Genomic DNA, 24492 nt, shown 5'->3' with positions numbered 1-24492 from the left:
CTGCGCTTCATCACCTGCGGCTCGGTCGACGACGGCAAGTCGACGCTGATCGGGCGGCTGCTCTACGACACCCGGCTGATCTTCGACGACCAGCTCTCGGCGCTCGAGCGGGACAGCCGCAAATACGGCACCACCGGGCCTGCGATCGACCTCGCGCTGCTGGTCGACGGGCTCGAGGCGGAGCGCGAGCAGGGCATCACGATCGACGTCGCCTACCGGTATTTTGCGACCGAGAAGCGCAGCTTCATCGTGGCCGACACGCCGGGCCACGAGCAGTACACCCGCAACATGGCGACCGGGGCCTCGACGGCCGACCTCGCGGTGATCCTGGTCGACGCCCGCAAGGGAATCTTGACCCAGACCCGGCGGCACAGCTTCATCTGTTCGGCGCTCGGCATCCGGCGGGTGGCGGTGGCGGTCAACAAGATCGACCTCGTGGACTACAGCCATGTGGCGTTCGCGGAGATCGAGGCCGGCTATCGGGCGTTCGCCGAGAAGCTCGGCTTCACCGAGATCGCCGCGATCCCGCTGTCGGCGCTGACCGGCGCCAACGTCACCGCGGCCTCGCCCGAGACGCCCTGGTATCGCGGCCCGACGCTGCTCGAACATCTCGAGGAGGTCGAGGCGGCGAGCGGGCTCAGGGACGCGCCGATGCGCTTTCCGGTGCAGTGGGTGAACCGGCCGAACCTCGACTTCCGCGGCTTTGCGGGCACGCTCGCCTCGGGCTCGGTGCGGCCGGGCGACGCGATCGTGGTGGCGGGCTCGGGACGGACCAGCCGGGTCGCCCGGATCGTCACCATGGAGGGCGACCGCGAGGCGGCGGTCGCGGGCGACAGCGTGACGCTGACGCTCGAGGACGAGGTCGACGTCGCGCGCGGCGACGTGCTGGCCCATCCGGAGACGCGGCCCGAGGTGTCGAACCAGTTCGCCGCGAAACTGATCTGGATGGATGAGGAGCCGCTCTATCCGGGCCGCTCCTATCTGCTGAAGCTCGCCGCCCGCACGGTTCCGGCGACCGTGACGGCGCTCAAATACAAGATCGACGTCAACAGCTTCGACCAGCTCGCGGCGAAGACGCTGGGGCTGAACGAGATCGCCGAGGTCAATGTCGAGACCGGGGCGGCGCTGGCGTTCGACGCTTATGCGGACAACCGCGACACCGGCGGCTTCATCCTGATCGACCGCGAGTCGAACGCGACCGCTGCGGCCGGCATGATCCTGCACGGGCTGCGGCGGGCGACCAACATCCACCGCCATGCGAGCGCGGTCGACCGCGAGACGCGCGCGGCGCTGAAGCGCCAGCGTCCGGCGATCCTGTGGTTCACGGGGCTTTCGGGCTCGGGCAAGTCGACGATCGCGAACCTGGTCGAGAAGCGGCTCGCGCTCGCGGGCCAGCACACCATGCTGCTCGACGGCGACAATGTCCGGCACGGGCTGAACAAGGACCTCGGCTTCACGGACGCCGACCGGGTGGAGAACATCCGCCGGGTGGGCGAGGTGGCGAAGCTGTTCGTGGAGGCCGGCACGCTCACGATCTGCTGCTTCATCTCGCCGTTCGAGGCGGAGCGGGAGCTGGTCCGCAGCCTGGTCGGCGAGGGCGAGTTCCTGGAGATCTTCGTCGACACCCCGCTGGCGGTCTGCGAAGCGCGCGACCCGAAGGGCCTCTACGCCCGCGCCCGCGCCGGCCAGATCCCGAACTTCACCGGCGTCTCCTCCCCCTACGAACGCCCCCAGACCCCCGACCTCCTGCTCGACACCACCCAGCACGCCCCCGAACAACTCGCCCAGCAGGTCATCGACCTCATCACCCAAAAAGGCCTCATACAGGCCGCGTTCGGCTGATGGCATCGCGTATGAGAACCCTCATCGTCGTCCTGAGCGTTCTGGTCTCGTCGCCCGGCTGGTGCTGGGGGGTGAAAGGCCACCGAGCGGTCGCCTTCGAGGCGCAGGGGCTGCTGACGCCCGCCGCGCAGGCCGAGGTCGAGAGGCTGCTTTCGCTGGAAGGCGCCAGGAACCTCGCAGAGGTCTCGACCTGGGCGGACGAGGTGAAGGGGCAGGGCGGCGCCGAAGGGCCGATGCATACTGTCCGGCTGCCGCTGGACCATTCGCCTTATGATCCGAACTCGATCAACTGCACCCGGCACGAATGCCTGGTCAAAGCGATCCAGGCGGACCTGGCGGTTCTGGGCGATCGTTCCAAGCCGGATCAGGACCGTCTGACCGCCCTCAAGTACGTCGTCCACTTCGTCGCCGAGATCCACCAGCCGCTGCACGCGTCCGCCGACAAGGGCAGGCAGTGGGTGATCTACCGAGGCAAACCGGTCATCATGCACAAGGTGTGGGACACGTCTCTCCTGGTGACCCAGGAGCGCAATCCGAAGCGGCTGGCGGAGCGGCTCATGGCGAACGCGCCCGCAGTCGAGGCCGCAAGGGCCCGCTCCAACGCGATCGACCCGGCCGCCTGGGCGGAGGAAAGCCGCGACGTCGCTCGCGACTTCATCTTCTCCGGACCCTATGGCATCGACAGGCGAGAGGGTCGTCGCCGCGGCGAAGCCCAGCCTCTGCCGGACGACTATTACGAAAAGGCGATGCCGATCGTGGAGGAGCGGCTTCGCCTTGCAGGTCTGCGGCTCGCGACCACGCTGAACAAGACTCTTCGTTAGGCTATATTTGTTCGCTGGCGCTTTACGCCCTCATAAGCTCGTCATAGCATGTGACTTCCCACTGATGGAGAGGACAATGCAGGTAAAGCCCCTTTCGAAGCTCACGCCTCGCAAGGTCGTCCGCCGCATTGAGCGGATCAAGGCGAGCGACGATCCCCAGAAGGCGAAAAGGATGCGCAAGCGCCTGCTGCGCTCCATCGTGCTGGGCGTGGCGGCGGGCAACATCAGATCGCCCCGCAAGTGCGCCATACTGTTCCGAAACGGTTTTATGGCGTCCTGAGAAAGTCGTCCGCCGGGCGAACCGCCATCCTGGGGCGCGCGCGGCGGACCGTTCTCGGCATTCCGGCGCCGGGATGCCGCGAAGTGTCTATTCGGTCGGGTAGCCGTAGCGCACGAATGCCGGATACTCGAGGCGGATCACTTCGCGACGAAGATCGTCGCTCCAGTTGATCCGCTCCTCTCCGGGGGCTACGCCGACTTTCGCCATCGAGCGAAGCTTGTCTTCGTCGAAGTCCAGCTCCCGCATGCGGAGCACAGTGACGAGATCTTCGATCAGGTTCTCGTTCTTGCCGACGAAGCCGACGTCAGGCCGCACATACCAGCCGTACATTTCCGAGACATAGCCGGGCCGCCGCTTCAGCACGTTGCGAACGAACTGGCTGAAGTCGGTGTCGCCGCAGCCGTTCAGGATGTTCTGCGGATGCCAGCCGGCGTCGCCGGACGACGCGGAGCCCCAGGTCGGCCAGTCGCCGAAGGTGTTGTTGTACTTCCACCAGCTCTCGTACCACTTGAGCGGGTTCCGCACGAAACAGAACATGAATGGGCGCGGCGGAAGCTTCTTCGCGACGCTCTTGTTTATGAACCGATCGACGTCGGCATGCTTTTTTGTGAACTCGCGCTTCACCAAGCCGAGCTGGGTGAGGGCGGTCGAAACGAAAGAGCCACCCGTCTTCGGGATGTGCAGGAAGACGGAGCCGTCTTTCAGTATCAAGGCCATCACTGTTTCCTCATGAAGCGAGGGCGAACCGCCGCTGCGTGTCTCTGAGATGCATGTGGGCGTCAGGATCCGGAGCCGGTGCCCTCTGTGGCTTCGCGTGTCCTGGCCAGGCGCTGAAGTGATCAGTCGGCAGGGCTTTCGGAACCGAAAGCGCCTGCCTTATTTGCGAGGCGTCAGGCGCGGCGCTGGTAAACGCCGACGCGCGTGCTCGGATCGTGGTTGGTGGAGTGGAGCCCGATACGGGCGAGTTCCGCCTCCATCCGCGCGATGCCGTCCTCGCCGGTCACCGTCGGATGCAGTTCGATGATCGCGAGATTAACGGACGGCATCTCGATCCCGGTGAACAGGTCGACCTCGCCGCCCTCGATGTCGGCGATCAGCACTTCGGGCTCATCATTGTCGAGGAACTTCTTCAGAGGCACGGCCTCGACAAGAACGCTATCGCCGCCGTTGGCCTGCGACTTGATGCTGGAGCCCCAGAAGGTCTTTGCGATCCTCATCGTGCAGAAGCCCGCCGCGAGGGCGGCCGGATCAGAGGTCGCGACGCAGTGCTCGACCTGAACGCCTGCGACCCCGTTTAGCTTGTGCGTCTCCTTGATCACCGGGATCAGGCGCGGATCCGCCTCCACCACCGTGTAGGACGCGGGCCGCTTGAAGCGCGAGACAAGCGTGGAGATGAAGCCAAGCCCGCCGCCGAGCTCAAGCACGCGCTCGCCGCCCTTCAAATAGGACTGGATGGCGACAGCCTCCCGGATCTCGTAGCGCCCCTTCTTGATCTTCTCCGCCACCTTTTCGTTGATCAGGGCGGGATTGAAGGGGAAGTCGATGCCGAAGGCCGAGTGGGTGATGCGGGGCGACTGGCCGCGTCCGAGCGGAGGAGGGCCGAGCTCCGCCAGGGTGGCGTCGACGTCCCCCACCGAGTTGCACCAGTCTATCAGCGGCTGGCGGAACCGATCGAGCGCCTTCTGGTCGTACTCTTCCGTCTTGCGGAAGACGCCGACCGTGTCGCCCCAATAACGATAAGGAGTGACAGCCGCGTAATCGAAGCGCTTGTTCTCGCCGCGCGGCGGGAAATCGGTATGCACCCGCACCAATCGCAGCTTCGCGAAGGCCGCGAGCGAGCGGAAGCCGTCGGGATAGAAGCGCCAGCAGTCATACGGGTGGGCGTGGGTGTGGCCGCGCGAGGGCGCGGACAGAAAGATGTGGCCGCCGACCTTCAGAATCCGCGCCATCTCCAGGAAGGTCGTCCAGAAGAACGGCACGTGTTCGAACACCTGCCCCGAGACGACGATATCGGCGGACTCTGACTCTACCGGGATCGTATAGAGCCCCGGCATCACAAGATCGACGTTGTTTCCCGGCTGAACGTCAATGCCGACATAGTCATGGCTGTAGCCTTCGAAGAGGCTGCGATGCGTAAGATGCGCATCGTGGCTGGTCTTCGCCCCCACGTCGACGACCCGATAGTGCATCGACGGGTCCATGAAATCCCTGACGGCGTCTCCCATGTGGCCATGAGCTGATTTATGCACGGCGCTTTCCCCCGGTAGTCGACCCCGTCATGAATATGTTATCTACTTTGCGCGGCGCAGCATCGCAAGCCGTGCGAAATGATCATTTGATGATGATCGTGCGATCATTTCGCAATTTCATCATCTGATTATTTTGTAAGCGCGGCGGGCGGCGGGCGCCGTTGTTGGACCGGAGGCTGGGGTGCCGGAGATTTCGACGTTCGACGTGCTGCGCCAGGTCATGTCGCTGTGGGAGCGCGAGGCCGACCGTGTGCAGAAGCTCGATCGCGACATGCATTACCTGGTCTCGATCGAGGAGACGGCCGCGGGCGTCCGGATGTTCCTGCTCACGCGGGCCGGCGCCGGTTGTCCGAGCGCCATCTATCTGCGGCCGCGCGGCCTGCCGCGCTCCACGCTGAAGCCGGAGCTCGTCTTCCAGGACGAGACGATCGTGCTCTACACGCTGACTCTGAAGCCGCGGCACGTCGTGGAGCAGGCGCGCTTCTTCGTGCGGCAGGACGACGCCTGGCACCGCATCATCCGGCCGTTCCACACCGGCATCGAACTGCCGCCCGGCTGGGGATTTTCGGCGCATCACCTTTATCTCGAATATGGCGCGCCCAAATCCGATCTGCCGATGCAGCGGGCGTTCATCCAGTATGTCGAGACGGAAGAAAACGCCGTCGTGCTGAAAGGCGTGCTGATCGCGAACCGGAAGATCGGCGCCGCGACGCTCGGCATCCGCAAGTTCCGCGACGAGGGCCGGTGCTGGACCGAGCCGGTCAAGCTCAAGCGCGCGGGACGGGTTTTTCGGCAGCCCGCGAGCGCCTATGAGATCTATCGCGGCGAGCAGGCCTATCGCTTCGAGGTCAAGCTGTCGCTCGACTGGTCCCTGCTGCCGGCGTCGATCTACAGCGTCACGCTGCACCTCGACGACCGCGCCACCGGCATGCACGCCTTCAACGCCCACTTCTCGGCCCGCCAGACGCCGCTCGCGGTCGGCGGCGTCGTCGTCAATCCGTTCATCGATCGCGCCTCGGGGACCTTGCGCCTCGAGCGCCTGGCGATCTCGGAGGAGCAGTGGGGCGAACTCGCCCGCTACGCCGCCAGCGCGCCGCCGCGCGAGGTCTGCCTGTTCGGCGAGTACACCAACGCGGCGCGCGACAACGCCGCCCACCTGTTCCGCTACGCTCTCGAGCGCGGGCAGGTCCGGTCCTATTATGTCATCGAGGAGGAGTTCCGCTCGGAGATCGGCGGCGAGCACGTGCTGTCCTTCGGCAGCTACGAGCACCTCAAGGCCTGCGTGGAGTGCGGCGTGGTCGCGTTCACGCACCACCCCTCCTACGTCTACCCCTATTTCGCCGAGACGCTGCTCGCGCGATATCCGCGAACGATCTTCCTGCAGCACGGCGTGACCGCGCTGAAGAAGAGCATGGACGCCTATGCGAGTTCGCGGCGGGCCTTCGACGTGTTCGCGGTGTGCTCGACGCAGGAGGCGGGCTTCGTGATGAAGGCCTGCAAGTACGAGCCGAGCCGCATCCGCGCCGCAGGCTTCCCCAGGTTCGACAATCTCGTGCGGCTCGCCCAGGCGCGCGACGGCGAGGCGCGCGACATCGTGGTGTTCCCGACCTGGCGGGCGGGCCTCGAGCGAATGACCCTCGACGAGTTCGGGCGCTCCGAGTTCTGCCGCCAGTGGTCGGGCGCGATCGACAGGCTGCGCGAGGCGGCGGACGAGATCGGCGCGACCCTGCGGCTCGTCGGGCACCCGATCATCGCGCGCCATGTCGAGCAGTTCGGCGCCCGCGCGCACGACGTCTCGGACGTCAGCGAGATCCAGGAGATCCTGGCCGGGGCCGCCTGCGTGGTCACCGACTACTCCTCGATCGCGTTCGACGCGCTCTATATCGGCCGGCCGACGGTGTTCTTCACCTTCGACGCGGAGGCCTACCGCTTCGCCGAGAACGCCTTCATCGACGTCGACCACGATCTGCCGGGGCCGCGGGCCGCGACGCCCGACGAGGTCGAGCGCGAAGTGCGGCAGATATGGAGTCGGCGCGGCGCGGCCGACAGCGCGCTGGAGCGGTCGCGGCGCCAGTACTTCCGGCACACCGACGACCGGAACTGCGAGCGGCTGATGCAGGCCGTCGCGGACTGCCTCGACATGGATCTCAGGCCCGGCGCCGCAGAGGAAGCTCCGCGCGCGCGAGACGGGGCGGAGTAGCGCGCCCTCCGCGCGGGCCGCCGTCGGGAGGAAATTCGAGGCCCCGGAGGGACTTCGAGGCGACGGGCCGCGCCTGCGCGCGGACGCGAAGCGAGCGCTCTCTGGAATTCTTCTGTTTCGCGTCTGGCATGCCTTGCGCCTTTTGGCGCAGGGGTCTAAGCCTCCGCGCCGGGGACCCCTTTGCTGCGTCGCACTGCCGCGCGGCGAAGGCTCGCTGGCGCAATGGCTTAGGCGGAGCGGCGGAGGCGAAGAGGCGATGACGGATCTGCTTTCCGACTATCTCCCGCTGGTGGTCTTCCTTGGCGTCGCGCTGCTTATCGGCGTGGCGCTGCTGGTGTCGCCGTTCCTCGTCGCCTACCGCAATCCGGATCCCGAGAAGCTCTCGGCCTACGAGTGCGGCTTCAACGCCTTCGACGATGCGCGGATGAAGTTCGACGTCCGGTTCTACCTCGTCGCGATCCTGTTCATCGTGTTCGACCTCGAGGTCGCGTTCCTGTTCCCCTGGGCGGTCGCGTTCAAGGAGGTCGGGGCGTTCGGCTTCTGGTCGATGATGATCTTCCTCGGCGTGCTGACGGTCGGCTTCGTTTACGAGTGGCGGAAGGGAGCTCTGGAATGGGACTGAACTCTCCCCGCTCAGAGACGCTGGTCGCGCCCGCTACCAAGGGGCTTGTGGATGCGACCGGCCGTCCGATCGGCCATGACGACCGCTTCTTCGGCGACGTCAACGCCGAGCTCTCCGACAAGGGCTTTCTGGTCACCAGCGCCGAGGACCTGATCACCTGGGCGCGCACCGGCTCGCTGATGTGGATGACCTTCGGCCTCGCCTGTTGCGCGGTCGAGATGATGCAGGCGTCGATGCCGCGCTACGACGTCGAGCGCTTCGGCTTCGCCCCGCGGGCGAGCCCCCGCCAGTCCGACGTGATGATCGTGGCCGGGACACTGACCAACAAGATGGCCCCCGCGCTGCGCAAGGTCTACGACCAGATGCCGGAGCCGCGCTACGTCATCTCGATGGGCTCGTGCGCCAATGGCGGCGGCTACTATCACTATTCCTATGCGGTCGTGCGTGGCTGCGATCGGGTGGTGCCGGTGGACATCTATGTCCCGGGCTGCCCTCCGACTGCGGAGGCGCTGCTCTACGGCGTGCTGCTGCTGCAGAAGAAGATCCGCCGCACCGGCACGATCGAGCGGTGAGGGCAGGGCGATGGCCGAAGACCTTCTGACCGCGATCGGCGCCCATGTCGCGCAAAGCCTCGGGGCGTCCATCCGCTCCGCTCGCGTCGCCTTCGGCGAGCTCACGCTGGAGGCCGAGGCCGCCGACATCGTCTCCGTGCTGACCTTCCTGCGGGACGACCCGGAGTGCCGCTTCGTCTGCTTCGTGGATATCTGCGGGGTCGACCGGCCGGCGCGCGAGAAGCGCTTCGACGTCGTCTACCACCTGCTCTCGCCCTACAAGAACACGCGGATCCGCGTGAAGATTGAGGCTGACGACGAGACGCCGGTTCCGTCCGTCACCGGCGTCTTCCCCGGCGCGCTGTGGTTCGAGCGCGAGGCCTACGACCTCTTCGGGGTGCTGTTCTCCGGTCATCCGGACCTGCGTCGCCTGCTGACCGACTACGGCTTCGACGGGCACCCGCTGCGCAAGGACTTCCCGATGTCGGGCTTCGTCGAGGTCCGGTGGGACGACGAGGCGAAACGCGTCGTCTACGAGCCCGTCCGGCTCAACCAGGAATTCCGCAACTTCGACTTCCTGTCGCCATGGGAGGGCGTGGACTACGTGCTGCCCGGCGACGAGAAGGCCAAGCAGCCGCAGTGACCAGCGCCATGGCTGCCGGAGAACGGGTTCAGGGCGAATGCCTGCGCGATGAGTGGTCGGCGCGCAAGGCGGAGGCCGGCAATGGCTGAGGCTGCGCTCCGGGCCGGCCGCTGCCTCTGCGGCGCCGCGCGCTTCGCTGCGCGCCCGGCGACGGGCGAGGTGGACGTCTGCCACTGCGGCATGTGCCGCCGATGGGCGGGCGGCGTGTTTATGGCCGCCGCCTGCGACGACGTCGCGCTCGCCGACGAGGCCGCGTTCGGCGTCTACAGATCGTCCGAATATGGCGAGCGGCTGTTCTGCCGGACCTGCGGCTCGAGCCTGATCTGGCGCATGCAGGACGGGTCCTCGGCGCATGTCGCCGTGTCGGCCTTCGACGATCCGGCGGGCTTCGTCTTCGCCAAGGAAATCTTCATCGACGATAAGCCGGCGTTCTACGACTTCGCCAACGACACGCGGCGGCTCACCGCGGCCGAGTTCATGGCGGAGATGGAGAAGCGTCAGGAGGCCGGGCATGGCTGAAGCCGACATCCGCAACTTCACCATCAACTTCGGCCCGCAACATCCTGCCGCCCATGGTGTTCTGCGCCTCATTCTCGAGCTCGACGGCGAAGTCGTCGAGCGCGTGGATCCGCATATCGGGCTGCTGCATCGTGGCACCGAGAAGCTGATCGAGGCCAAGACCTACCTGCAGGCGATGCCCTATTTCGACCGGCTCGACTACGTCGCGCCGATGAACCAGGAGCACGCCTTCTGTCTCGCGACCGAGCGGCTTCTTGGGATCGAGATTCCCCGCCGCGCCCAGATCATCCGCGTGCTCTACTGCGAGATCGGCCGCATCCTCTCCCATCTCCTCAACGTCACCACGCAGGCGATGGACGTCGGCGCGCTGACGCCTCCGCTGTGGGGCTTCGAGGAGCGCGAGAAGCTCATGGTGTTCTATGAGCGGGTCTCCGGCTCGCGCATGCATGCGGCCTATTTCCGTCCCGGCGGCGTGCACCAGGACATGCCGACCGAGCTCGTCGACGACATCGACGTGTGGTGCGACGGCTTCTTCCAGGCGCTCGCGGACATCGACGCGCTGCTGACCGAGAACCGGATCTTCAAGCAGCGCAACGTCGACATCGGCGTGGTGCCGCTGCACGAGGCCTGGGAGTGGGGCTTTTCGGGCGTGATGGTCCGCGGCTCCGGCGCCGCCTGGGACCTGCGCAAGTCGCAGCCCTATGAGTGCTACGCCGAGATGGATTTCGACGTTCCGGTCGGCAAGAACGGCGACAATTACGATCGCTACCTGATCCGCATGGAGGAGATGCGCCAGTCGACGCGCATCATGCAGCAATGCTGCGCGCTGCTGCGCAAGGAGCGGGGCCCGATCGCGACCCTCGACGGCAAGGTCGCGCCGCCGAAGCGCTCCGAGATGAAGCGCTCGATGGAAGGCCTCATCCACCACTTCAAGCTCTACACCGAGGGCTACCGCGTGCCGGAAGGCGAGGTCTACGCGGCGGTCGAGGCGCCCAAGGGCGAGTTCGGCGTCTATCTGGTCTCGGACGGCACCAACAAGCCGTATCGCTGCAAGATCCGCGCGCCGGGCTTCGCGCATCTCTCCGCGATGGACCATCTGTGCCGCGGAACGATGCTCGCGGACGTCTCCGCGATCCTCGGCTCACTCGACATCGTGTTCGGCGAGGTCGACCGATGAAGACCGCCCTGGCGACTGTGCTGCTGGTCGGGACGTCGTTCCCGGCGTTGGCCGAGCAGGCGCTCGATCTCGCGAGCTATGACTGCTCGCTGCCGGAAAAGGACCAGACCGTGCGCGGCGACGAGCTCTTGAAGCAGGGCTACCAGCTCGCGAACCGAGCCAGGTTCGGCGATGTGAACCTCATGATGATCAATTCGAAGTCGGGCGCGCTCGTGAACTGCTTCAAACGGCCGGAAGGGGCCCGCTGATGTCCGTCCGCCGCCTCGCCGAAATCCAGCCCGAGAGCTTCGCCTTCACGCAGGAGAACCTGCAGTGGGCGGAGGGGCAGATCGCCAAGTACCCGGAAGGCCGCCAGATGTCGGCCGTCATCCCGCTGCTGTGGAAGGCGCAGGAGCAGAACGGCGGCTGGCTGCCGGAGCCGGCGATCCGCGGGATCGCCGAGATGCTCGGCATGCCGACGATCCGGGTGATGGAGGTCGCGACCTTCTACACGATGTTCAACCTGGCCCCGGTCGGCGAGCATTTCGTGCAGCTGTGCGGCACGACGCCGTGCGCCCTGCGCGGCGCGAACGCCCTGAAGGAGGTCTGCCGCAGGGTGATCGGCGAGGAGCGGCAGGTCACGGCCGACGGCAAGCTCAGCTGGCTCGAGGTCGAGTGCCTCGGCGCCTGCGCGAACGCCCCCATGGTGCAGGTCAACTACGACTACTTCGAGGACCTCGATCCGGCGAGCTTCGAGGCGCTGCTCGAGGATCTGCGCGCCGGCCGCGAGGTCCAGCCGGGCTCGCAAACCGGCCGTTCCTGTTCGGCCCCGTTCGGCGGCGACACGTCGCTGACCGACGAGACGCTCTATGACGGCTCGCGCGTCGGCGCCTGGCGCAAGCGCTTCGAGAGCCAGGGAGAGGCCGAGACCGCGCCGACCGCCTACAAGGCGGGCCGGCCGGCCGAGACGACCCGGCCGGAGGCCAAGTCGAGCGCCGACAAGCGCGACGCGGACGCTGCTCGTCCGAGCGACCGCAGCCGGCGCGAGGGGCAGGGCGGTCCGGCCGACGCCGATGCGGCGCCGAAGACCGACATCGCTTCCGGCTCGCCCACGGTCGGGACTTCGCCGGACAAGCCGGCCGATCCCGGGGTCGCGCCTGTCGACGGCGCTTCGGCGACGGGCAAGGACGGGAAGGCCTGAGCATGCTGACCGACCGCGATCGCATCTTCACCAATCTCAACGGCCGGCATGGCGCGGACGTGAAGTCCGCGCTGCGCCGCGGCGCGTGGGACGGCACCAAGTTCCTGCTCGAGAAGGGCAGGGACTGGATCATCACCGAGATGAAGTCCTCGGGTCTGCGCGGCCGCGGCGGCGCCGGCTTCCCGACCGGCCTGAAATGGTCGTTCATGCCGAAGCCGCAGGAAGGCCGGCCGCATTATCTCGTCGTCAACGCCGACGAGTCCGAGCCCGGCACCTGCAAGGACCGGGAGATCATGCGGAACGACCCGCATCTCCTGATCGAAGGCTGCCTGATCGCGTCTTTCGCGATGCACGCCAACGCCTGCTACGTCTACATCCGCGGCGAATATGTCCGCGAGCGCGAGGCGCTGCAGCGCGCGGTCGACGAGGCCTATGCGGAGAACCTCGTCGGGCCGAACAACAAGCATGGCTGGCCGTTCGACATCTACGTCCATCACGGCGCAGGCGCGTATATCTGCGGCGAGGAGACGGCGCTTCTCGAGAGCCTCGAGGGCAAGAAGGGCATGCCGCGGCTGAAGCCGCCGTTCCCGGCCAATATGGGCCTCTACGGCTGCCCCACGACCGTCAACAACGTCGAGTCCATCGCGGTCGCGGGCGAGATCCTGAGGCGCGGCGGCGACTGGTTCGCCGGCCTCGGCAAGCCCAACAACACCGGCACCAAGCTCTTCTCGATCTCCGGCCACGTCGAACGGCCGTGCAACGTCGAGGAGGAGATGGGCATCACGCTGCGCGAGCTGGTCGAAAAGCACTGCGGCGGCGTGCGCGGCGGCTGGGACAACCTGCTGGGCGTGATCCCGGGCGGCTCCTCCGTCCCGGTCCTGCCCGAGCACCAGTGCCAGGACCTGTCGATGGACTTCGACACGCTGCGCAATCTGAAGTCCGGCCTCGGCACCGCGGCCGTGATCGTGATGGACAAGTCGACCGACATCATTCGCGCCATCGCCCGCATCTCGTACTTCTACAAGCATGAGAGCTGCGGCCAGTGCACTCCGTGCCGCGAGGGCACCGGCTGGATGTGGCGGGTGGTGAGCCGCATGGCCGAGGGCCGCGCCGAGAAGCGCGAGATCGACATGCTGCTCGAGGTCACGACCCAGATCGAAGGCCACACGATCTGCGCGCTCGGCGACGCCGCGGCGTGGCCCGTGCAGGGGCTGATCCGGCACTACCGGCACGAGATCGAGCGCCGGATCGATGAGTACACCGCCCGCTCGACGCCGGCGGACTACGCGATGCCGGCAGTGGCGGCGGAGTAGGGCGACCATGACCAAGATCATCGTCGACGGCGCCGAGGTCGACGTCCCGGCCGAGTACACGATCCTGCAGGCCTGCGAGGCGGCGGGCGCGGAGATCCCGCGCTTCTGCTTCCATGAGCGGCTCTCGATCGCCGGCAACTGCCGCATGTGCCTGGTCGAGGTGAAGGGCGGCCCGCCCAAGCCGGTCGCCTCCTGCGCCATGGGCGTGCGCGACCTCCGGCCCGGGCCGAACGGCGAGCCGCCGGTCGTCTCCACGCGCTCGCCGATGGTGCGCAAGGCGCGCGAGGGGGTGATGGAGTTCCTGCTCATCAACCACCCGCTCGATTGCCCGATCTGCGACCAGGGCGGCGAGTGCGACCTGCAGGACCAGTCGATGGCCTACGGCGTCTCGGGCTCGCGCTTCTTCGAGAACAAGCGCGCGGTCGAGGACAAATATATCGGCCCGCTGGTCAAGACGCAGATGAACCGCTGCATCCATTGCACGCGCTGCGTCCGGTTCGTGGCGGAAGTCGCTGGTTCGCCGGAGATCGGCGCCATCGGCCGCGGCGAGGACATGGAGATCACGACCTACCTCGAGACGGCCATGACGTCCGAGCTCCAGGGCAACGTCATCGACCTGTGCCCGGTCGGCGCGCTGACGTCGAAGCCCTACGCCTTCAAGGCGCGGCCCTGGGAGCTCTCGAAGACCGAGTCGGTCGACGTCATGGACGCGCTCGGCTCGGCGATCCGGGTCGACGCCCGCGGCCGCGAGGTCATGCGCATCCTGCCGCGCGTGAACGACGACGTGAACGAGGAGTGGATCTCCGACAAGACCCGCTTCGTCTGGGACGGTCTTGGCGCGCAGCGGCTCGACCGGCCCTATGTGCGCGACAACGGCCGGCTGCGGCCGGCGAGCTGGGGCGAGGCGCTCGGCGTCGTGGCCGCTCGCCTCAGGGCCGCGGACAAGGGGCGCGTCGGCGCCATCGTCGGCGATCTCGCAGCCGTCGAGGAGATGTTCGCGCTCAAGGACCTGTTCGACCGGCTCGGCGTCCGGAACCTGGACGCCCGCCAGGACGGGGCGGCCTTCGATCCGGCGCAGGGCAGGGCGAGCTACATCTTCAACCCGACCATCGCGGGCGTCGAGCAGGCGGACGCGATCCTCCTGATCGGGACCAATCCGCGCCACGAGGCGCCGGTGCTGAACGCCCGCATCCGCAAGCGCTGGCGGCGCGGCGGCGTGCGCGTCGGCCTGCTCGGCGAGCGGGTCGACCTCACCTACGGGGCGGAGCATCTCGGCGCCGGCCCGGACACGCTGACCGAGCTCGTCGAGGGCAAGCACTCCTTCGCCAAGGCGCTCGCCGACGCGGAGCGGCCGCTGATCATCGTCGGCGCCGGCGCGGCGGCGGGCGAGGGCGGCGCGGCGGTCCTCTCGGCCGCGGCGAAGCTCGCGAAGAATGCGGGCGCGCTGGCGGCGGGCTGGAACGGCTTCGCGGTGCTGCACGCGGCGGCGAGCCGCGTCGGGGCGCTCGATCTCGGGCTGGTTCCGGGCGAGAGCGGTCTGACCGCCCGCCAGATGGCCGGGGCCGGCGCGCTCGACCTGCTGTTCCTGCTCGGGGCGGACGAGATCGACGTCGAGCCGGGCGCCTTCGTGGTCTATGTCGGGACCCATGGCGACCGCGGCGCGCACCGCGCCGACGTGATCCTGCCGGGCGCGGCCTATACCGAGAAGTCCGGCCTCTACGTAAACACGGAAGGCCGCGTGCAGCTCGCGAACCGGGCCGCCTTCGCGCCCGGCGAAGGCCGCGAGGACTGGGCGATCCTGCGCGCCCTGTCCGAGCAGGTCGGCGCGCGGCTGCCCTACGACACGCTGGCGCAGCTGCGGGCGGCCCTGTTCGCCACGCATCCGCACATGGCCGCGCTGAACCAGATCTCGGCCGGCGACGCTTCCGACGTCGAGCGCCTCGCCTCGGCCGGCGGCCCGCTCGGCGGCGAGCCGTTCCGCAGCGCGGTGCCGGACTTCTACCTCAGCAACCCGATCGCCCGCGCTTCGGCCGTCATGGCCGAGATGAGCGCGTTGCGCGCGGCCCGCTTCGCGGAGGCCGCGGAGTAAGCCATGGACACGATTCTCAACGTCCTGCTGATCGTGCTCCAGAGCGTCGTGCTGCTGGTCGCGCTGCTGGTGTTCATCGCCTACATCCTGCTCGCCGACCGCAAGGTCTGGGCGGCGGTGCAGCTCAGACGCGGCCCGAACGTCGTCGGGCCGTTCGGGCTGCTGCAGTCCTTCGCCGACCTGCTGAAGTTCGTGCTGAAGGAGCCGGTGATCCCGGCGGGGTCGAACAAGGGCATCTTCCTGCTCGCCCCGCTCGTCACCTGCTTCCTCGCGCTCGCGGCCTGGGCCGTGATCCCGCTCGCCGACGGCTGGGCGATCGCCGACATCAATGTCGGCGTGCTCTACGTGTTCGCGATCTCCTCGCTCGGCGTCTACGGCGTCATCATGGGCGGCTGGGCCTCGAACTCGAAGTACCCGTTCCTCGGCGCGCTGCGCTCGGCGGCCCAGATGGTGTCCTACGAGGTCTCGATCGGCTTCGTGATCATCACCGTGCTGCTCTGCGTGGGCTCGCTGAACCTGTCCGACATCGTCCGCGCGCAGGACACGGCCGCCGGCCTGTTCGGCTGGTACTGGCTGCCGCTGTTCCCGATGTTCGTGATCTTCTTCATCTCGGCGCTGGCCGAGACGAACCGGCCGCCGTTCGATCTGGTGGAGGCGGAGTCGGAGATCGTCGCCGGCTTCATGACCGAGTACGGCTCGACGCCGTATTTGCTGTTCATGCTCGGCGAGTACGTGGCGATCCTGACCATGTGCGCGCTGACCACCATCCTGTTCCTCGGCGGATGGCTGTCGCCGATCCCGTTCGCGCCCTTCACCTGGGTGCCCGGCGTCGTCTGGTTCGTCCTGAAGGGCTCGTTCGTCTTCTTCATGTTCGCGATGGTGAAGGCGTTCGTGCCCCGCTACCGCTACGACCAGCTGATGCGGCTCGGCTGGAAGGTGTTCCTGCCGATCTCGCTGTTCATGGTCGTGCTCGTCGCGGGCGTGCTGCAGTTCACCGGCTGGGCGCCATGACGGCGGCGCTGGTTTGTCTCGTCGGCGCGGCGATCGGCGTCATCGTAGGATTTGTCGCCGCTCGGATCGGCCTCCCGATTGCGTTGAGAAGCCAAAGAGCGGCGGCGTCCGCGGGGCGCTTGCCCGCGCCGTTCAAGGATCCTGACCGTCTCGAACGGCTTACGCGGCTTGTATACCGATACATGTTCCCGCTCGTGTTTGGCGGAGTGGGCGCCGTGGCGGCCTACACAACTTGGTTCGGGCGCACCGGGCAATGAACGCAGGCGCACTCGGCGCCCTCCTTGGGGCGGTCGCCGGAGCGCTGATCGGGGCGCTTGGCGCCAAGGCCTTGAACGCCGGGCTCGACCGGCAGATCGCAGGGGCGTCTCCCGAGGACGCCCGGAAGTTCACGACGATCCGCCGGCTCGCCGGTCCGATCGTCATCGCGACGACGATCGTGGAGATCGCGATCGTCGGCTATGTCGCGGCTGAGATGCTGGCGAGCTGAGGCTCGCGGAGAGGGTTCTGGAATGCGGCTCGACCAAGCGGCCCGTTCGCTGTTCCTGAAGGAGTTCGTGTCGGCGTTCTTCCTGTCGATGCGCTACTTCTTCCGGCCGAAGGCGACGATCAACTACCCGTTCGAGAAGGGCGCGCTCTCGCCGCGCTTCCGCGGCGAGCACGCGCTTCGCCGCTACCCGAACGGCGAGGAGCGCTGCATCGCCTGCAAGCTGTGCGAGGCGATCTGCCCGGCGCAGGCGATCACCATCGAGGCCGGGCCGCGCCGCAACGACGGCACGCGGCGCACGACGCGCTACGACATCGACATGGTGAAGTGCATCTATTGCGGCTTCTGCCAGGAGGCCTGCCCGGTCGACGCCATCGTCGAGGGCCCGAACTTCGAGTTCGCGACCGAGACGCGCGAGGAGCTCTACTACGACAAGGAGCGCCTGCTCGCGAATGGCGACCGCTGGGAGCGCGAGATCGCCCGCCGCATCGCGCTCGACGCGCCGTACCGATGAGCCGGACTTCCGTCAGGGCGCCGTTCGCGTCTTTACCTTCCGCCCCTCGCGCCGTACTCAGCCGCCGTTCAGCCGGACCAGGCTCGGGAAGCCGCCCATGACCCTGCCCGACATCTTCTTCTATGTGTTCGCCAGCGTGACGGTCGCCGCCGCCGTGATGGTGATCTCCGCGCGCAATCCCGTGCACTCGGTGCTGTTCCTGATCCTCGCCTTCGTGAACGCGGCCGGCCTGTTCGTGCTGATGGGCGCCGAGTTCCTCGCGATGATCCTGATCGTCGTCTATGTCGGCGCGGTCGCGGTGCTGTTCCTGTTCGTGACCATGATGCTCGACGCCGACTACCGCGAGCTGCGGGCGGGCTTCCTGCAGTATCTGCCCGTCGGCCTGCTGGTCGGGCTGGTCGTGCTGACGGAGCTGGTGCTGGTGGTCGGCGCCTGGAGCGTCTCGGGGGCCTTGCCGAAGACGCCGGCCCAGACGCCGATCCCCACGGACATGACCAACGCCGAGGCGCTCGGCCGCGTGCTCTACACGGACTACGTGCTGCTGTTCCAGGCGTCGGGCCTCGTGCTGCTGACCGCGATGGTCGGCGCGATCGTGCTGACCCTGCGCGAGCGCCGCCTGGCGGTGAAGCGGCAGGACATCGGCGAGCAGGTCGGCCGTCGGCCGGCGGACGCGATCGAGGTGGTGAAGGCGCCGGTCGGGCAGGGCGTCGCCGAAGGGGGAGGCGTACGGTGACCGTCGGGCTCGAGCACTATCTCGTCGTCGCCGCGATCCTGTTCACGATCGGGGTGTTCGGCATCTTCATGAACCGCAAGAACGTCATCATCATCCTGATGTCGGTCGAGCTCATCCTGCTCGCGGTCAACATCAATCTGGTCGCCTTCTCGACCCATCTCGGCGACCTGAAGGGACAGGTGTTCGCGCTGTTCGTGCTGACGGTGGCGGCCGCGGAGGCCGCGATCGGCCTCGCGATCCTGGTGGTCTACTTCCGCAACCGCGGCACCATCGCGGTGTCCGACATCAACATGATGAAGGGCTGAGGACGCGATGTATTACCTCATCGTCTTCCTGCCCCTGCTGGGCGCGATCATCGCCGGCGTCATCGCGCTCGCCGGCGCGCGCCAGCGCCACCCCGGGGCCGTCGGCCCGGTCGACGCCTTCCATCACGGGCACGGTCACGGCCACCACCACGAAGCTCATCCGACGGCGGCCGATTTCGCGGCCCATGACGACCACGGGCACGGCGACCACGGCCATGACGACCACGCCCACGGCCCGGCCGAGCCGGCCGCGGCCGGCTCCCGCGCGGCTGAGATCGTCACCACCGGGCTGCTGATGGTGTCGGCGATCCTGTCGTGGTTCGCCTTCGTGGACGTCACGCTCAACGACGCCGACGCGCATGTGAAGGTGATGCGCTGGATCTCGGCCGGCGGCCTCCAGCTCGACTGGGCGTTCCGGGTCGACACGCTGACCGCCGTGATGCTGGTCGTCGTCAACTCGGTGTCGGCGCTCGTCCACCTCTACTCGATTGGCTACATGCACGAGGATCCGCACCGTCCGCGGTTCTTCGCCTACCTGTCGCTGTTCACCTTCGCCATGCTGATGCTGGTGACGTCGGACAACCTCGTCCAGATGTTCTTCGGCTGGGAAGGCGTCGGCCTCGCGAGCTATCTGCTGATCGGCTTCTGGTACCAGAAGCCATCGGCGAACGCGGCGGCGATCAAGGCCTTCGTGGTCAACCGCGTCGGCGATTTCGGCTTCTCGCTCGGCATGTTCGCGACATTCGCGGTGTTCGGCAGCGTCTCCTTCGAGACGATCTTCGCCGCCGCGCCGGGCGCCGCCGACAAGACCATCAACTTCCTCGGCCACGACTGGCACGCGCTGACCGTCATCTCCTTCCTGCTGTTCATCGGCGCGATGGGCAAGTCGGCGCAGCTCGGCCTGCACACCTGGCTGCCGGACGCGATGGAGGGACCGACGCCGGTCTCGGCGCTGATCCACGCCGCCACGATGGTGACGGCCGGCGTGTTCCTGGTCGCGCGCATGTCGCCGGTCTTCGAGCACGCGCCGGACGCGCTCGCCTTCGTCACCTTCATCGGAGCGACGACCGCGATCTTCGCCGCCACGATCGGTCTCGTGCAGACCGACATCAAGCGCGTCATCGCCTATTCGACCTGCTCGCAGCTCGGCTACATGTTCGCAGCGCTCGGCGTCGGGGCGTATGGCGTCGGCGTGTTCCACCTGTTCACGCACGCCTTCTTCAAGGCGCTGCTATTCCTAGGCTCCGGCTCGGTCATCCACGCGATGCACCACGAGCAGGACATGCGGAACATGGGCGGCCTGCGCCGGCTGATCCCGGTCACCTACTGGATGATGGTGATCGGCACGCTCGCGCTCACCGGCTTCCCGCTGACCGCCGGCTACTACTCGAAGGACGCCATCATCGAGGCGACATACGCGGCGCACACCAGCGTCGGGACCTACGCCTTCATCATGACGGTCACGGCGGCCCTGCTGACCTCGTTCTATTCGTGGCGCCTGATCTTCCTGACCTTCCACGGCGCGCCGCGGGCGTCGCTCGAGACCATGAGCCACGTCCACGAGAGCCCCCGCGTGATGCTCGTCCCGCTGCTGCTGCTCAGCGTGGGCGCGTTGTTCGCCGGAATCGTGTTCCACAGCGCCTTCGTGGGCGCGGGTTACGACGCGTTCTGGCGCGGGGCGCTGTTCACGGGCGAGCACAACGAGATCCTGCATCACATGCATGACGTGCCGGCGCTCGTCGTCTACGCGCCCGCCATCGTGATGGTGATCGGCTTCGCGCTCGCCTGGCTGTTCTACATCAAGCGCCCCGACCTGCCGGGCCGGCTCGCGAAGCAGCAGGTGCTGATCTACCGGTTCCTGCTCAACAAGTGGTACTTCGACGAGCTCTACGACCTCGTCTTCGTTCGGCCCGCGAAGTGGATCGGCCGCTTCCTCTGGAAGACAGGCGACGGCAAGATCATCGACGGCCTCGGGCCGGACGGCGTCTCCGCGCGCGTGATCGACGTCACCGACCGGGTGGTGCGGCTGCAGACCGGCTACGTCTACCATTACGCCTTCGCGATGCTGATCGGCGTCGCGGCCCTCTTCACGTGGTTCATGGTCCGGGGGCTGTGACGGCGATGACCGACTGGCCCATTCTCTCGCTGCTGACGTTCCTGCCGCTCGTCGGCGTCGCGTTCCTGCTGGTCATCCGCGGGAACGACGAGGCGGCTCTCAGGAACATCCGCCACGTGGCGCTCTGGACCACAGTGCTCGACTTCGTCATCGCGCTCGTGCTGTGGGCGAAGTTCGATCACGCCAATCCGGGCTTCCAGTTCGTCGAGAACGCGGAATGGCTCGGCGGCGCGATCAACTACCGGATGGGCGTGGACGGCATCTCGACGCCGTTCATCATCCTGACCGCCTTCCTGATGCCGTTCTGCATCCTGGCCTCGTGGACCTCGATCACCCACCGGGTGAGAGAGTACATGATCGCCTTCCTGGTGCTCGAGACGCTGATGATCGGCGTGTTCTCGGCGCTCGATCTCGTGCTGTTCTACCTGTTCTTCGAAGGCGGCCTGATCCCGATGTTCCTGATCATCGGGATCTGGGGCGGTCCTCGCCGGGTGTATGCGAGCTTCAAGTTCTTCCTCTACACGCTGCTCGGCTCGCTGCTGATGCTGGTCGCGGTCCTCGCCATGTACGGCGTCGCCGGCACGACCGACATCCCGACGCTGCTCGCCTACAAGTTCCCGGCGGACATGCAGTGGTGGCTGTGGCTCGGCTTCTTCGCCTCGTTCGCGGTGAAGATGCCGATGTGGCCGGTGCACACCTGGTTGCCGGACGCGCATGTCGAGGCGCCGACGGCCGGCTCCGTGATCCTCGCGGGCATCCTGCTGAAGATGGGCGGCTACGGCTTCCTGCGCTTCTCGCTGCCGATGTTCCCGATCGCGAGCGCCGACTTCGCGCCGCTCGTGTTCGCGCTGTCCGTCGTCGCGATCATCTACACCTCGCTGGTCGCGCTGATGCAGGAGGACATCAAGAAGCTGATCGCCTACTCGTCGGTCGCCCATATGGGCTTCGTCACGATGGGCATCTTCGCGATGAACCCGCAGGGCGTGCAGGGCGCGGTGTTCCAGATGGTGAGCCACGGGCTCGTGTCGGGCGCGCTGTTCCTCTGCGTTGGCGTGATCTACGACCGGCTGCACACCCGCGAGATCGCGGCTTTCGGCGGGCTCGTGAACAAGATGCCCTGGTATGCGGCCGCCTTCATGGTGTTCACCATGGCGAATGTCGGCCTGCCCGGGACCTCCGGCTTCGTCGGCGAGTTCCTGACGCTGCTGGGTGCGTTCCAGGCCAACACGTGGGTCGCGCTGTTCGCCACGACCGGCGTCATCCTCTCGGCCGGCTACGCGCTGTGGCTCTATCGGCGCGTGGTGTTCGGAACGATCAAGCCGGGCCTCGAGGCGATCCCGGACCTGTCGCGCCGGGAGATCGCGATGCTGCTCCCGCTGGCGGTCCTCACCGTGGTCTACGGCGTTTGGCCGGCCCCCGTGCTGGACATGTCGGCCGCCACCGTCGACGGCATGCTGCAGTCCGCTCAGGCCGCCATCGCCGCGGCCGGCAAGGCCGCGATGGCGGGGCAGTGATGACGCACGCCGCACTCTTCTCCAGAATCGAGCGCTGACGCATGGACGCCTCCGCCCTTCCGCTGCTCGCCCCCGCGCTGCCCGAGATCGCGCTCGCCATCGGGGCGCTCGGGCTCGTCCTGATCGGCGCGATCATGGGCGATCGGGCCACGGGCCTGGTCAACGGCCTGGCGCTCGGCCTCATCGCGCTCGCGACCGTGCTGGTGCTCGCCGCGCCCGCCGACGCGCCGGCGACGTTCGGCGGCTCGTTCAAGCTCGACGCCTTCGCGCGCTTCATGAAGGTGCTGGCCTTCATCGGCGCCTTCGCGGCGCTGGCGCTGAGCTTCGACTACATGCGCCGGGAGAACTTCGCGCGCTTCGAATACGCCATCCTGGTCGTGCTCTCGACGCTTGGCATGGCGCTCATGATCTCGGCCTCGGACCTGATCGCGCTCTATCTCGGGCTCGAGCTGCAGTCTCTGGCGCTCTACGTGATCGCCGCGATCCACCGCGACGACCGGCGCTCCACCGAAGCCGGCCTGAAGTACTTCGTGCTCGGGGCGCTCTCCTCCGGCATGCTGCTCTACGGCGCCTCGCTGGTCTATGGCGTGACGGGCGCGGTCGGCTTCGCCGACATCGCTGCGGCGATCGGAGGCGGCCAGGCCTCGATCGCGCTTATCTTCGGCATCGTGTTCCTGCTCTCGGGCTTCGCCTTCAAGGTCTCGGCGGTGCCGTTCCACATGTGGACGCCGGACGTCTACGAGGGCGCGCCGACCCCGATCACGGCGTTCTTCGCTTCGGCCACCAAGGTCGCGGGCGTCGCGATGTTCGTGCGCGTCGTCGCCGAAGCCTTCCCCACGGTCACCGTCGAGTGGCGGCAGATCGTGGTGTTCGTCGCGATCGCCTCGATGGCGCTCGGCTCCTTCGCGGCGATCGGGCAGCGCAACATCAAGCGCCTGATGGCCTACTCCTCGATCGGCCACATGGGCTACGTGCTGGTCGGTCTTGCGGCCGGCACCCCCGAGGGCGTCACCGGCGTCGCGATCTATGTGGCGATCTATGTCGCGATGACGCTCGGCGCCTTCGCCTGCATCCTCTCGATGCGCGTCGGCGACCGGTACGTCGAGCAGATCGACGACCTGGCCGGACTGTCGCGCACCAATCCGGCGATGGCCTTCGTGCTCGCGATGATCATGTTCTCGCTGGCCGGCATCCCGCCGCTCGCGGGCTTCTTCGCCAAGTTCTACGTGTTCTACGCGGCGGTGAACGCCGGGCTCGCGCCCCTCGCCGTCATCGGCCTCGTGCTGAGCGTCATCGGCGCGTTCTATTATCTGCGTATCGTGAAGATCATTTTCTTCGACGAGCCGAAGGTCGAGTTCGCGCCGATGACGTTCGCGGCTAAGACGGTGCTGACCATCGCGGGCGGCTTCACGATTCTCTATGTCCTCTATCCGGCTCCGCTGGGCGTGGCCGCTTCCGCGGCCGCGCAATCCCTGTTCTGAGGGCGGAATGCAGAACCCCAAGGACATTTCGCTGACGCGACACGCCGCATGAGTTTCGCTCTCGGCCCGATGGCGATCGCCGCCGGCCATTCTCTCGTCGCTTACGACACGGTCGGCTCCACCAACACCGAGGCCCTTGCGCTCGTGCGCGAGGGCCGGGGGCCGGTCTGGGTGGCCGCGCGCGCGCAGACGGAAGGCCGCGGACGGCGGGGGCGCGAGTGGTCGACCGAGCGCGGCAATCTCGCGGCGAGCTTCGGCCTTGCGATCGAGGCCACGCCGGCCGTGGCGGCGACCCTGGGGTTCGCGGCGGGGCTGGCGCTCGAATCCGCGCTCCGGCTGACGGCGCCGTCGCTCCAGGCCCGCACGTCGCGTCCCGAGCTCAAATGGCCGAACGACATCGTGGTCGACGGCGCCAAGCTCGCCGGGATCCTTCTGGAGGCCGACGCCGTTTCCGAGGGCCGGCTCGCCGTCGTGGTCGGCCTCGGGGTCAATGTGGCTTCCGCGCCCGAGGGGCTGCCATACCCGGCGACGAGCCTAGCCGCGCGCGGGGACCGGGTCACGGCCGAGGAGCTGTTCGCGTCGCTCGCTGACGCGCTTGTCGGCTGGCTCGAGGTCTGGAACGAGGGCCGGGGGCTGCCGGCCGTGCGAAAGGCCTGGATGGCGCGGGCGGCGGGGCTCGGCGCGCAGGTCGAGGTCGATATGGGCGACCGCAGAATTCGAGGCCGCTTCGAGTCGATCGACGAGAGCGGCCGTTTGGTTATCCGCGCCCCGACCGGGGTCGCGACCGCGATCGCCGCCGGCGACGTCTATTTCGGCGCGGCGGCGACGCACGCCGCGCAAGGGTGAGA

General features: G+C 67.5%; 24 protein-coding genes. 22 read left to right on the top strand and 2 right to left on the bottom strand.

From position 1 onward, the window contains the following. From cysN to GGR24_RS15225, 3 genes are all read left to right on the top strand, one after another. Positions 1 to 1842: sulfate adenylyltransferase subunit CysN (gene cysN, locus GGR24_RS15235; RefSeq protein ID WP_183396232.1), on the top strand; the 1842-nt coding region annotated here is incomplete at its 5' end. Positions 1843 to 1853: 11 nt separating this feature from the next. Next, positions 1854 to 2663, top strand: coding sequence for a S1/P1 nuclease (locus GGR24_RS15230; protein ID WP_183396231.1), 810 nt, complete (start codon positions 1854 to 1856; stop codon positions 2661 to 2663). Positions 2664 to 2739: 76 nt separating this feature from the next. Beyond that, positions 2740 to 2943 carry a hypothetical protein gene (locus GGR24_RS15225; RefSeq protein WP_183396230.1) on the top strand — a complete coding sequence of 68 codons (204 nt, stop codon included), beginning with the start codon at positions 2740 to 2742 and terminating at the stop codon, positions 2941 to 2943. 87 nt (positions 2944 to 3030) lie between these two features. On the opposite strand, the gene GGR24_RS15220 is transcribed toward GGR24_RS15225, so the two are convergent. Together GGR24_RS15220 and GGR24_RS15215 are read right to left on the bottom strand one after the other, a co-directional pair. Further along, entirely contained in the window at positions 3031 to 3660 is a 630-nt protein-coding gene (locus GGR24_RS15220) for a sulfotransferase family protein (RefSeq protein ID WP_183396229.1), read from the bottom strand. Between the two features lie 173 nt (positions 3661 to 3833). Beyond that, a complete protein-coding gene (locus tag GGR24_RS15215) occupies positions 3834 to 5192 on the bottom strand; it encodes a methyltransferase domain-containing protein (RefSeq protein WP_183396228.1) in 1359 nt (452 codons plus the stop codon). Positions 5193 to 5373: 181 nt separating this feature from the next. On the opposite strand from GGR24_RS15215, the gene GGR24_RS17885 reads away from it, so the two are divergent. The 19 genes from GGR24_RS17885 (at position 5374) to GGR24_RS15120 (ending at position 24490) form a co-directional block, all read left to right on the top strand. After that, the gene (locus tag GGR24_RS17885; protein WP_183396227.1) at positions 5374 to 7392 is read left to right on the top strand and encodes a CDP-glycerol glycerophosphotransferase family protein; all 2019 of its coding nucleotides are present in this window, start codon (positions 5374 to 5376) and stop codon (positions 7390 to 7392) included. 256 nt (positions 7393 to 7648) lie between these two features. Then, positions 7649 to 8014, top strand: a complete 366-nt coding sequence (locus GGR24_RS15205; protein WP_183396226.1) for an NADH-quinone oxidoreductase subunit A — start codon at positions 7649 to 7651, stop codon at positions 8012 to 8014. Then, positions 8005 to 8586, top strand: a complete 582-nt coding sequence (locus GGR24_RS15200; RefSeq protein ID WP_183396225.1) for a NuoB/complex I 20 kDa subunit family protein — start codon at positions 8005 to 8007, stop codon at positions 8584 to 8586. Before GGR24_RS15205 ends, GGR24_RS15200 begins: the two co-directional genes overlap by 10 nt. A gap of 10 nt (positions 8587 to 8596) precedes the next feature. After that, positions 8597 to 9208 (top strand): NADH-quinone oxidoreductase subunit C, encoded by a 612-nt coding sequence (locus GGR24_RS15195; protein WP_183396224.1) that lies wholly within the window; start codon positions 8597 to 8599, stop codon positions 9206 to 9208. An 81-nt stretch (positions 9209 to 9289) separates the two neighbouring features. Beyond that, complete coding sequence (locus GGR24_RS15190) at positions 9290 to 9727, top strand: GFA family protein (protein ID WP_183396223.1); 438 nt, start codon at positions 9290 to 9292, stop codon at positions 9725 to 9727. Further along, positions 9720 to 10904, top strand: coding sequence for an NADH-quinone oxidoreductase subunit D (locus GGR24_RS15185; RefSeq protein ID WP_183396222.1), 1185 nt, complete (start codon positions 9720 to 9722; stop codon positions 10902 to 10904). Before GGR24_RS15190 ends, GGR24_RS15185 begins: the two co-directional genes overlap by 8 nt. Continuing rightward, positions 10901 to 11152, top strand: coding sequence for a hypothetical protein (locus GGR24_RS15180; RefSeq protein WP_183396221.1), 252 nt, complete (start codon positions 10901 to 10903; stop codon positions 11150 to 11152). Before GGR24_RS15185 ends, GGR24_RS15180 begins: the two co-directional genes overlap by 4 nt. Then, positions 11152 to 12084: an NADH-quinone oxidoreductase subunit NuoE gene (nuoE, locus tag GGR24_RS15175; RefSeq protein WP_183396220.1), complete on the top strand. Its 933-nt coding sequence runs from the start codon at positions 11152 to 11154 to the stop codon at positions 12082 to 12084. Before GGR24_RS15180 ends, nuoE begins: the two co-directional genes overlap by 1 nt. Before the next feature lie 2 nt (positions 12085 to 12086). Beyond that, complete coding sequence (gene nuoF / locus GGR24_RS15170) at positions 12087 to 13397, top strand: NADH-quinone oxidoreductase subunit NuoF (protein WP_183396219.1); 1311 nt, start codon at positions 12087 to 12089, stop codon at positions 13395 to 13397. A gap of 7 nt (positions 13398 to 13404) precedes the next feature. Further along, a complete protein-coding gene (gene nuoG / locus GGR24_RS15165) occupies positions 13405 to 15486 on the top strand; it encodes an NADH-quinone oxidoreductase subunit NuoG (RefSeq protein ID WP_183396218.1) in 2082 nt (693 codons plus the stop codon). A gap of 3 nt (positions 15487 to 15489) precedes the next feature. Then, positions 15490 to 16497, top strand: coding sequence for an NADH-quinone oxidoreductase subunit NuoH (gene nuoH, locus GGR24_RS15160; protein WP_183396217.1), 1008 nt, complete (start codon positions 15490 to 15492; stop codon positions 16495 to 16497). Positions 16498 to 16750: 253 nt separating this feature from the next. Then, positions 16751 to 16984: a hypothetical protein gene (locus GGR24_RS15155; protein WP_183396216.1), complete on the top strand. Its 234-nt coding sequence runs from the start codon at positions 16751 to 16753 to the stop codon at positions 16982 to 16984. Between the two features lie 22 nt (positions 16985 to 17006). Next, a complete protein-coding gene (gene nuoI, locus GGR24_RS15150) occupies positions 17007 to 17495 on the top strand; it encodes an NADH-quinone oxidoreductase subunit NuoI (RefSeq protein WP_183396215.1) in 489 nt (162 codons plus the stop codon). Positions 17496 to 17592: 97 nt separating this feature from the next. Then, complete coding sequence (locus GGR24_RS15145; protein WP_183396214.1) at positions 17593 to 18228, top strand: NADH-quinone oxidoreductase subunit J; 636 nt, start codon at positions 17593 to 17595, stop codon at positions 18226 to 18228. Further along, positions 18225 to 18533 (top strand): NADH-quinone oxidoreductase subunit NuoK, encoded by a 309-nt coding sequence (gene nuoK / locus GGR24_RS15140; RefSeq protein WP_183396213.1) that lies wholly within the window; start codon positions 18225 to 18227, stop codon positions 18531 to 18533. The genes GGR24_RS15145 and nuoK overlap by 4 nt, the downstream gene beginning before the upstream one ends. A 7-nt stretch (positions 18534 to 18540) precedes the next feature. Then, the gene (gene nuoL / locus GGR24_RS15135) at positions 18541 to 20649 is read left to right on the top strand and encodes an NADH-quinone oxidoreductase subunit L (RefSeq protein WP_183396212.1); all 2109 of its coding nucleotides are present in this window, start codon (positions 18541 to 18543) and stop codon (positions 20647 to 20649) included. Positions 20650 to 20654: 5 nt separating this feature from the next. After that, positions 20655 to 22163, top strand: a complete 1509-nt coding sequence (locus GGR24_RS15130; protein WP_183396211.1) for an NADH-quinone oxidoreductase subunit M — start codon at positions 20655 to 20657, stop codon at positions 22161 to 22163. A gap of 41 nt (positions 22164 to 22204) precedes the next feature. Beyond that, complete coding sequence (nuoN, locus tag GGR24_RS15125; protein ID WP_183396210.1) at positions 22205 to 23644, top strand: NADH-quinone oxidoreductase subunit NuoN; 1440 nt, start codon at positions 22205 to 22207, stop codon at positions 23642 to 23644. Between the two features lie 48 nt (positions 23645 to 23692). Next, entirely contained in the window at positions 23693 to 24490 is a 798-nt protein-coding gene (locus tag GGR24_RS15120) for a biotin--[acetyl-CoA-carboxylase] ligase (RefSeq protein WP_183396209.1), read from the top strand. The last annotated feature ends 2 nt before the right edge of the window (positions 24491 to 24492 follow it).

Origin of the sequence: Hansschlegelia beijingensis (assembly GCF_014196425.1) — a bacterium.
In the GTDB taxonomy this organism is placed as follows: Bacteria; Pseudomonadota; Alphaproteobacteria; order Rhizobiales; family Methylopilaceae; genus Methylopila; species Methylopila beijingensis.
This window is presented reverse-complemented; position numbering and strand designations above follow the sequence as displayed.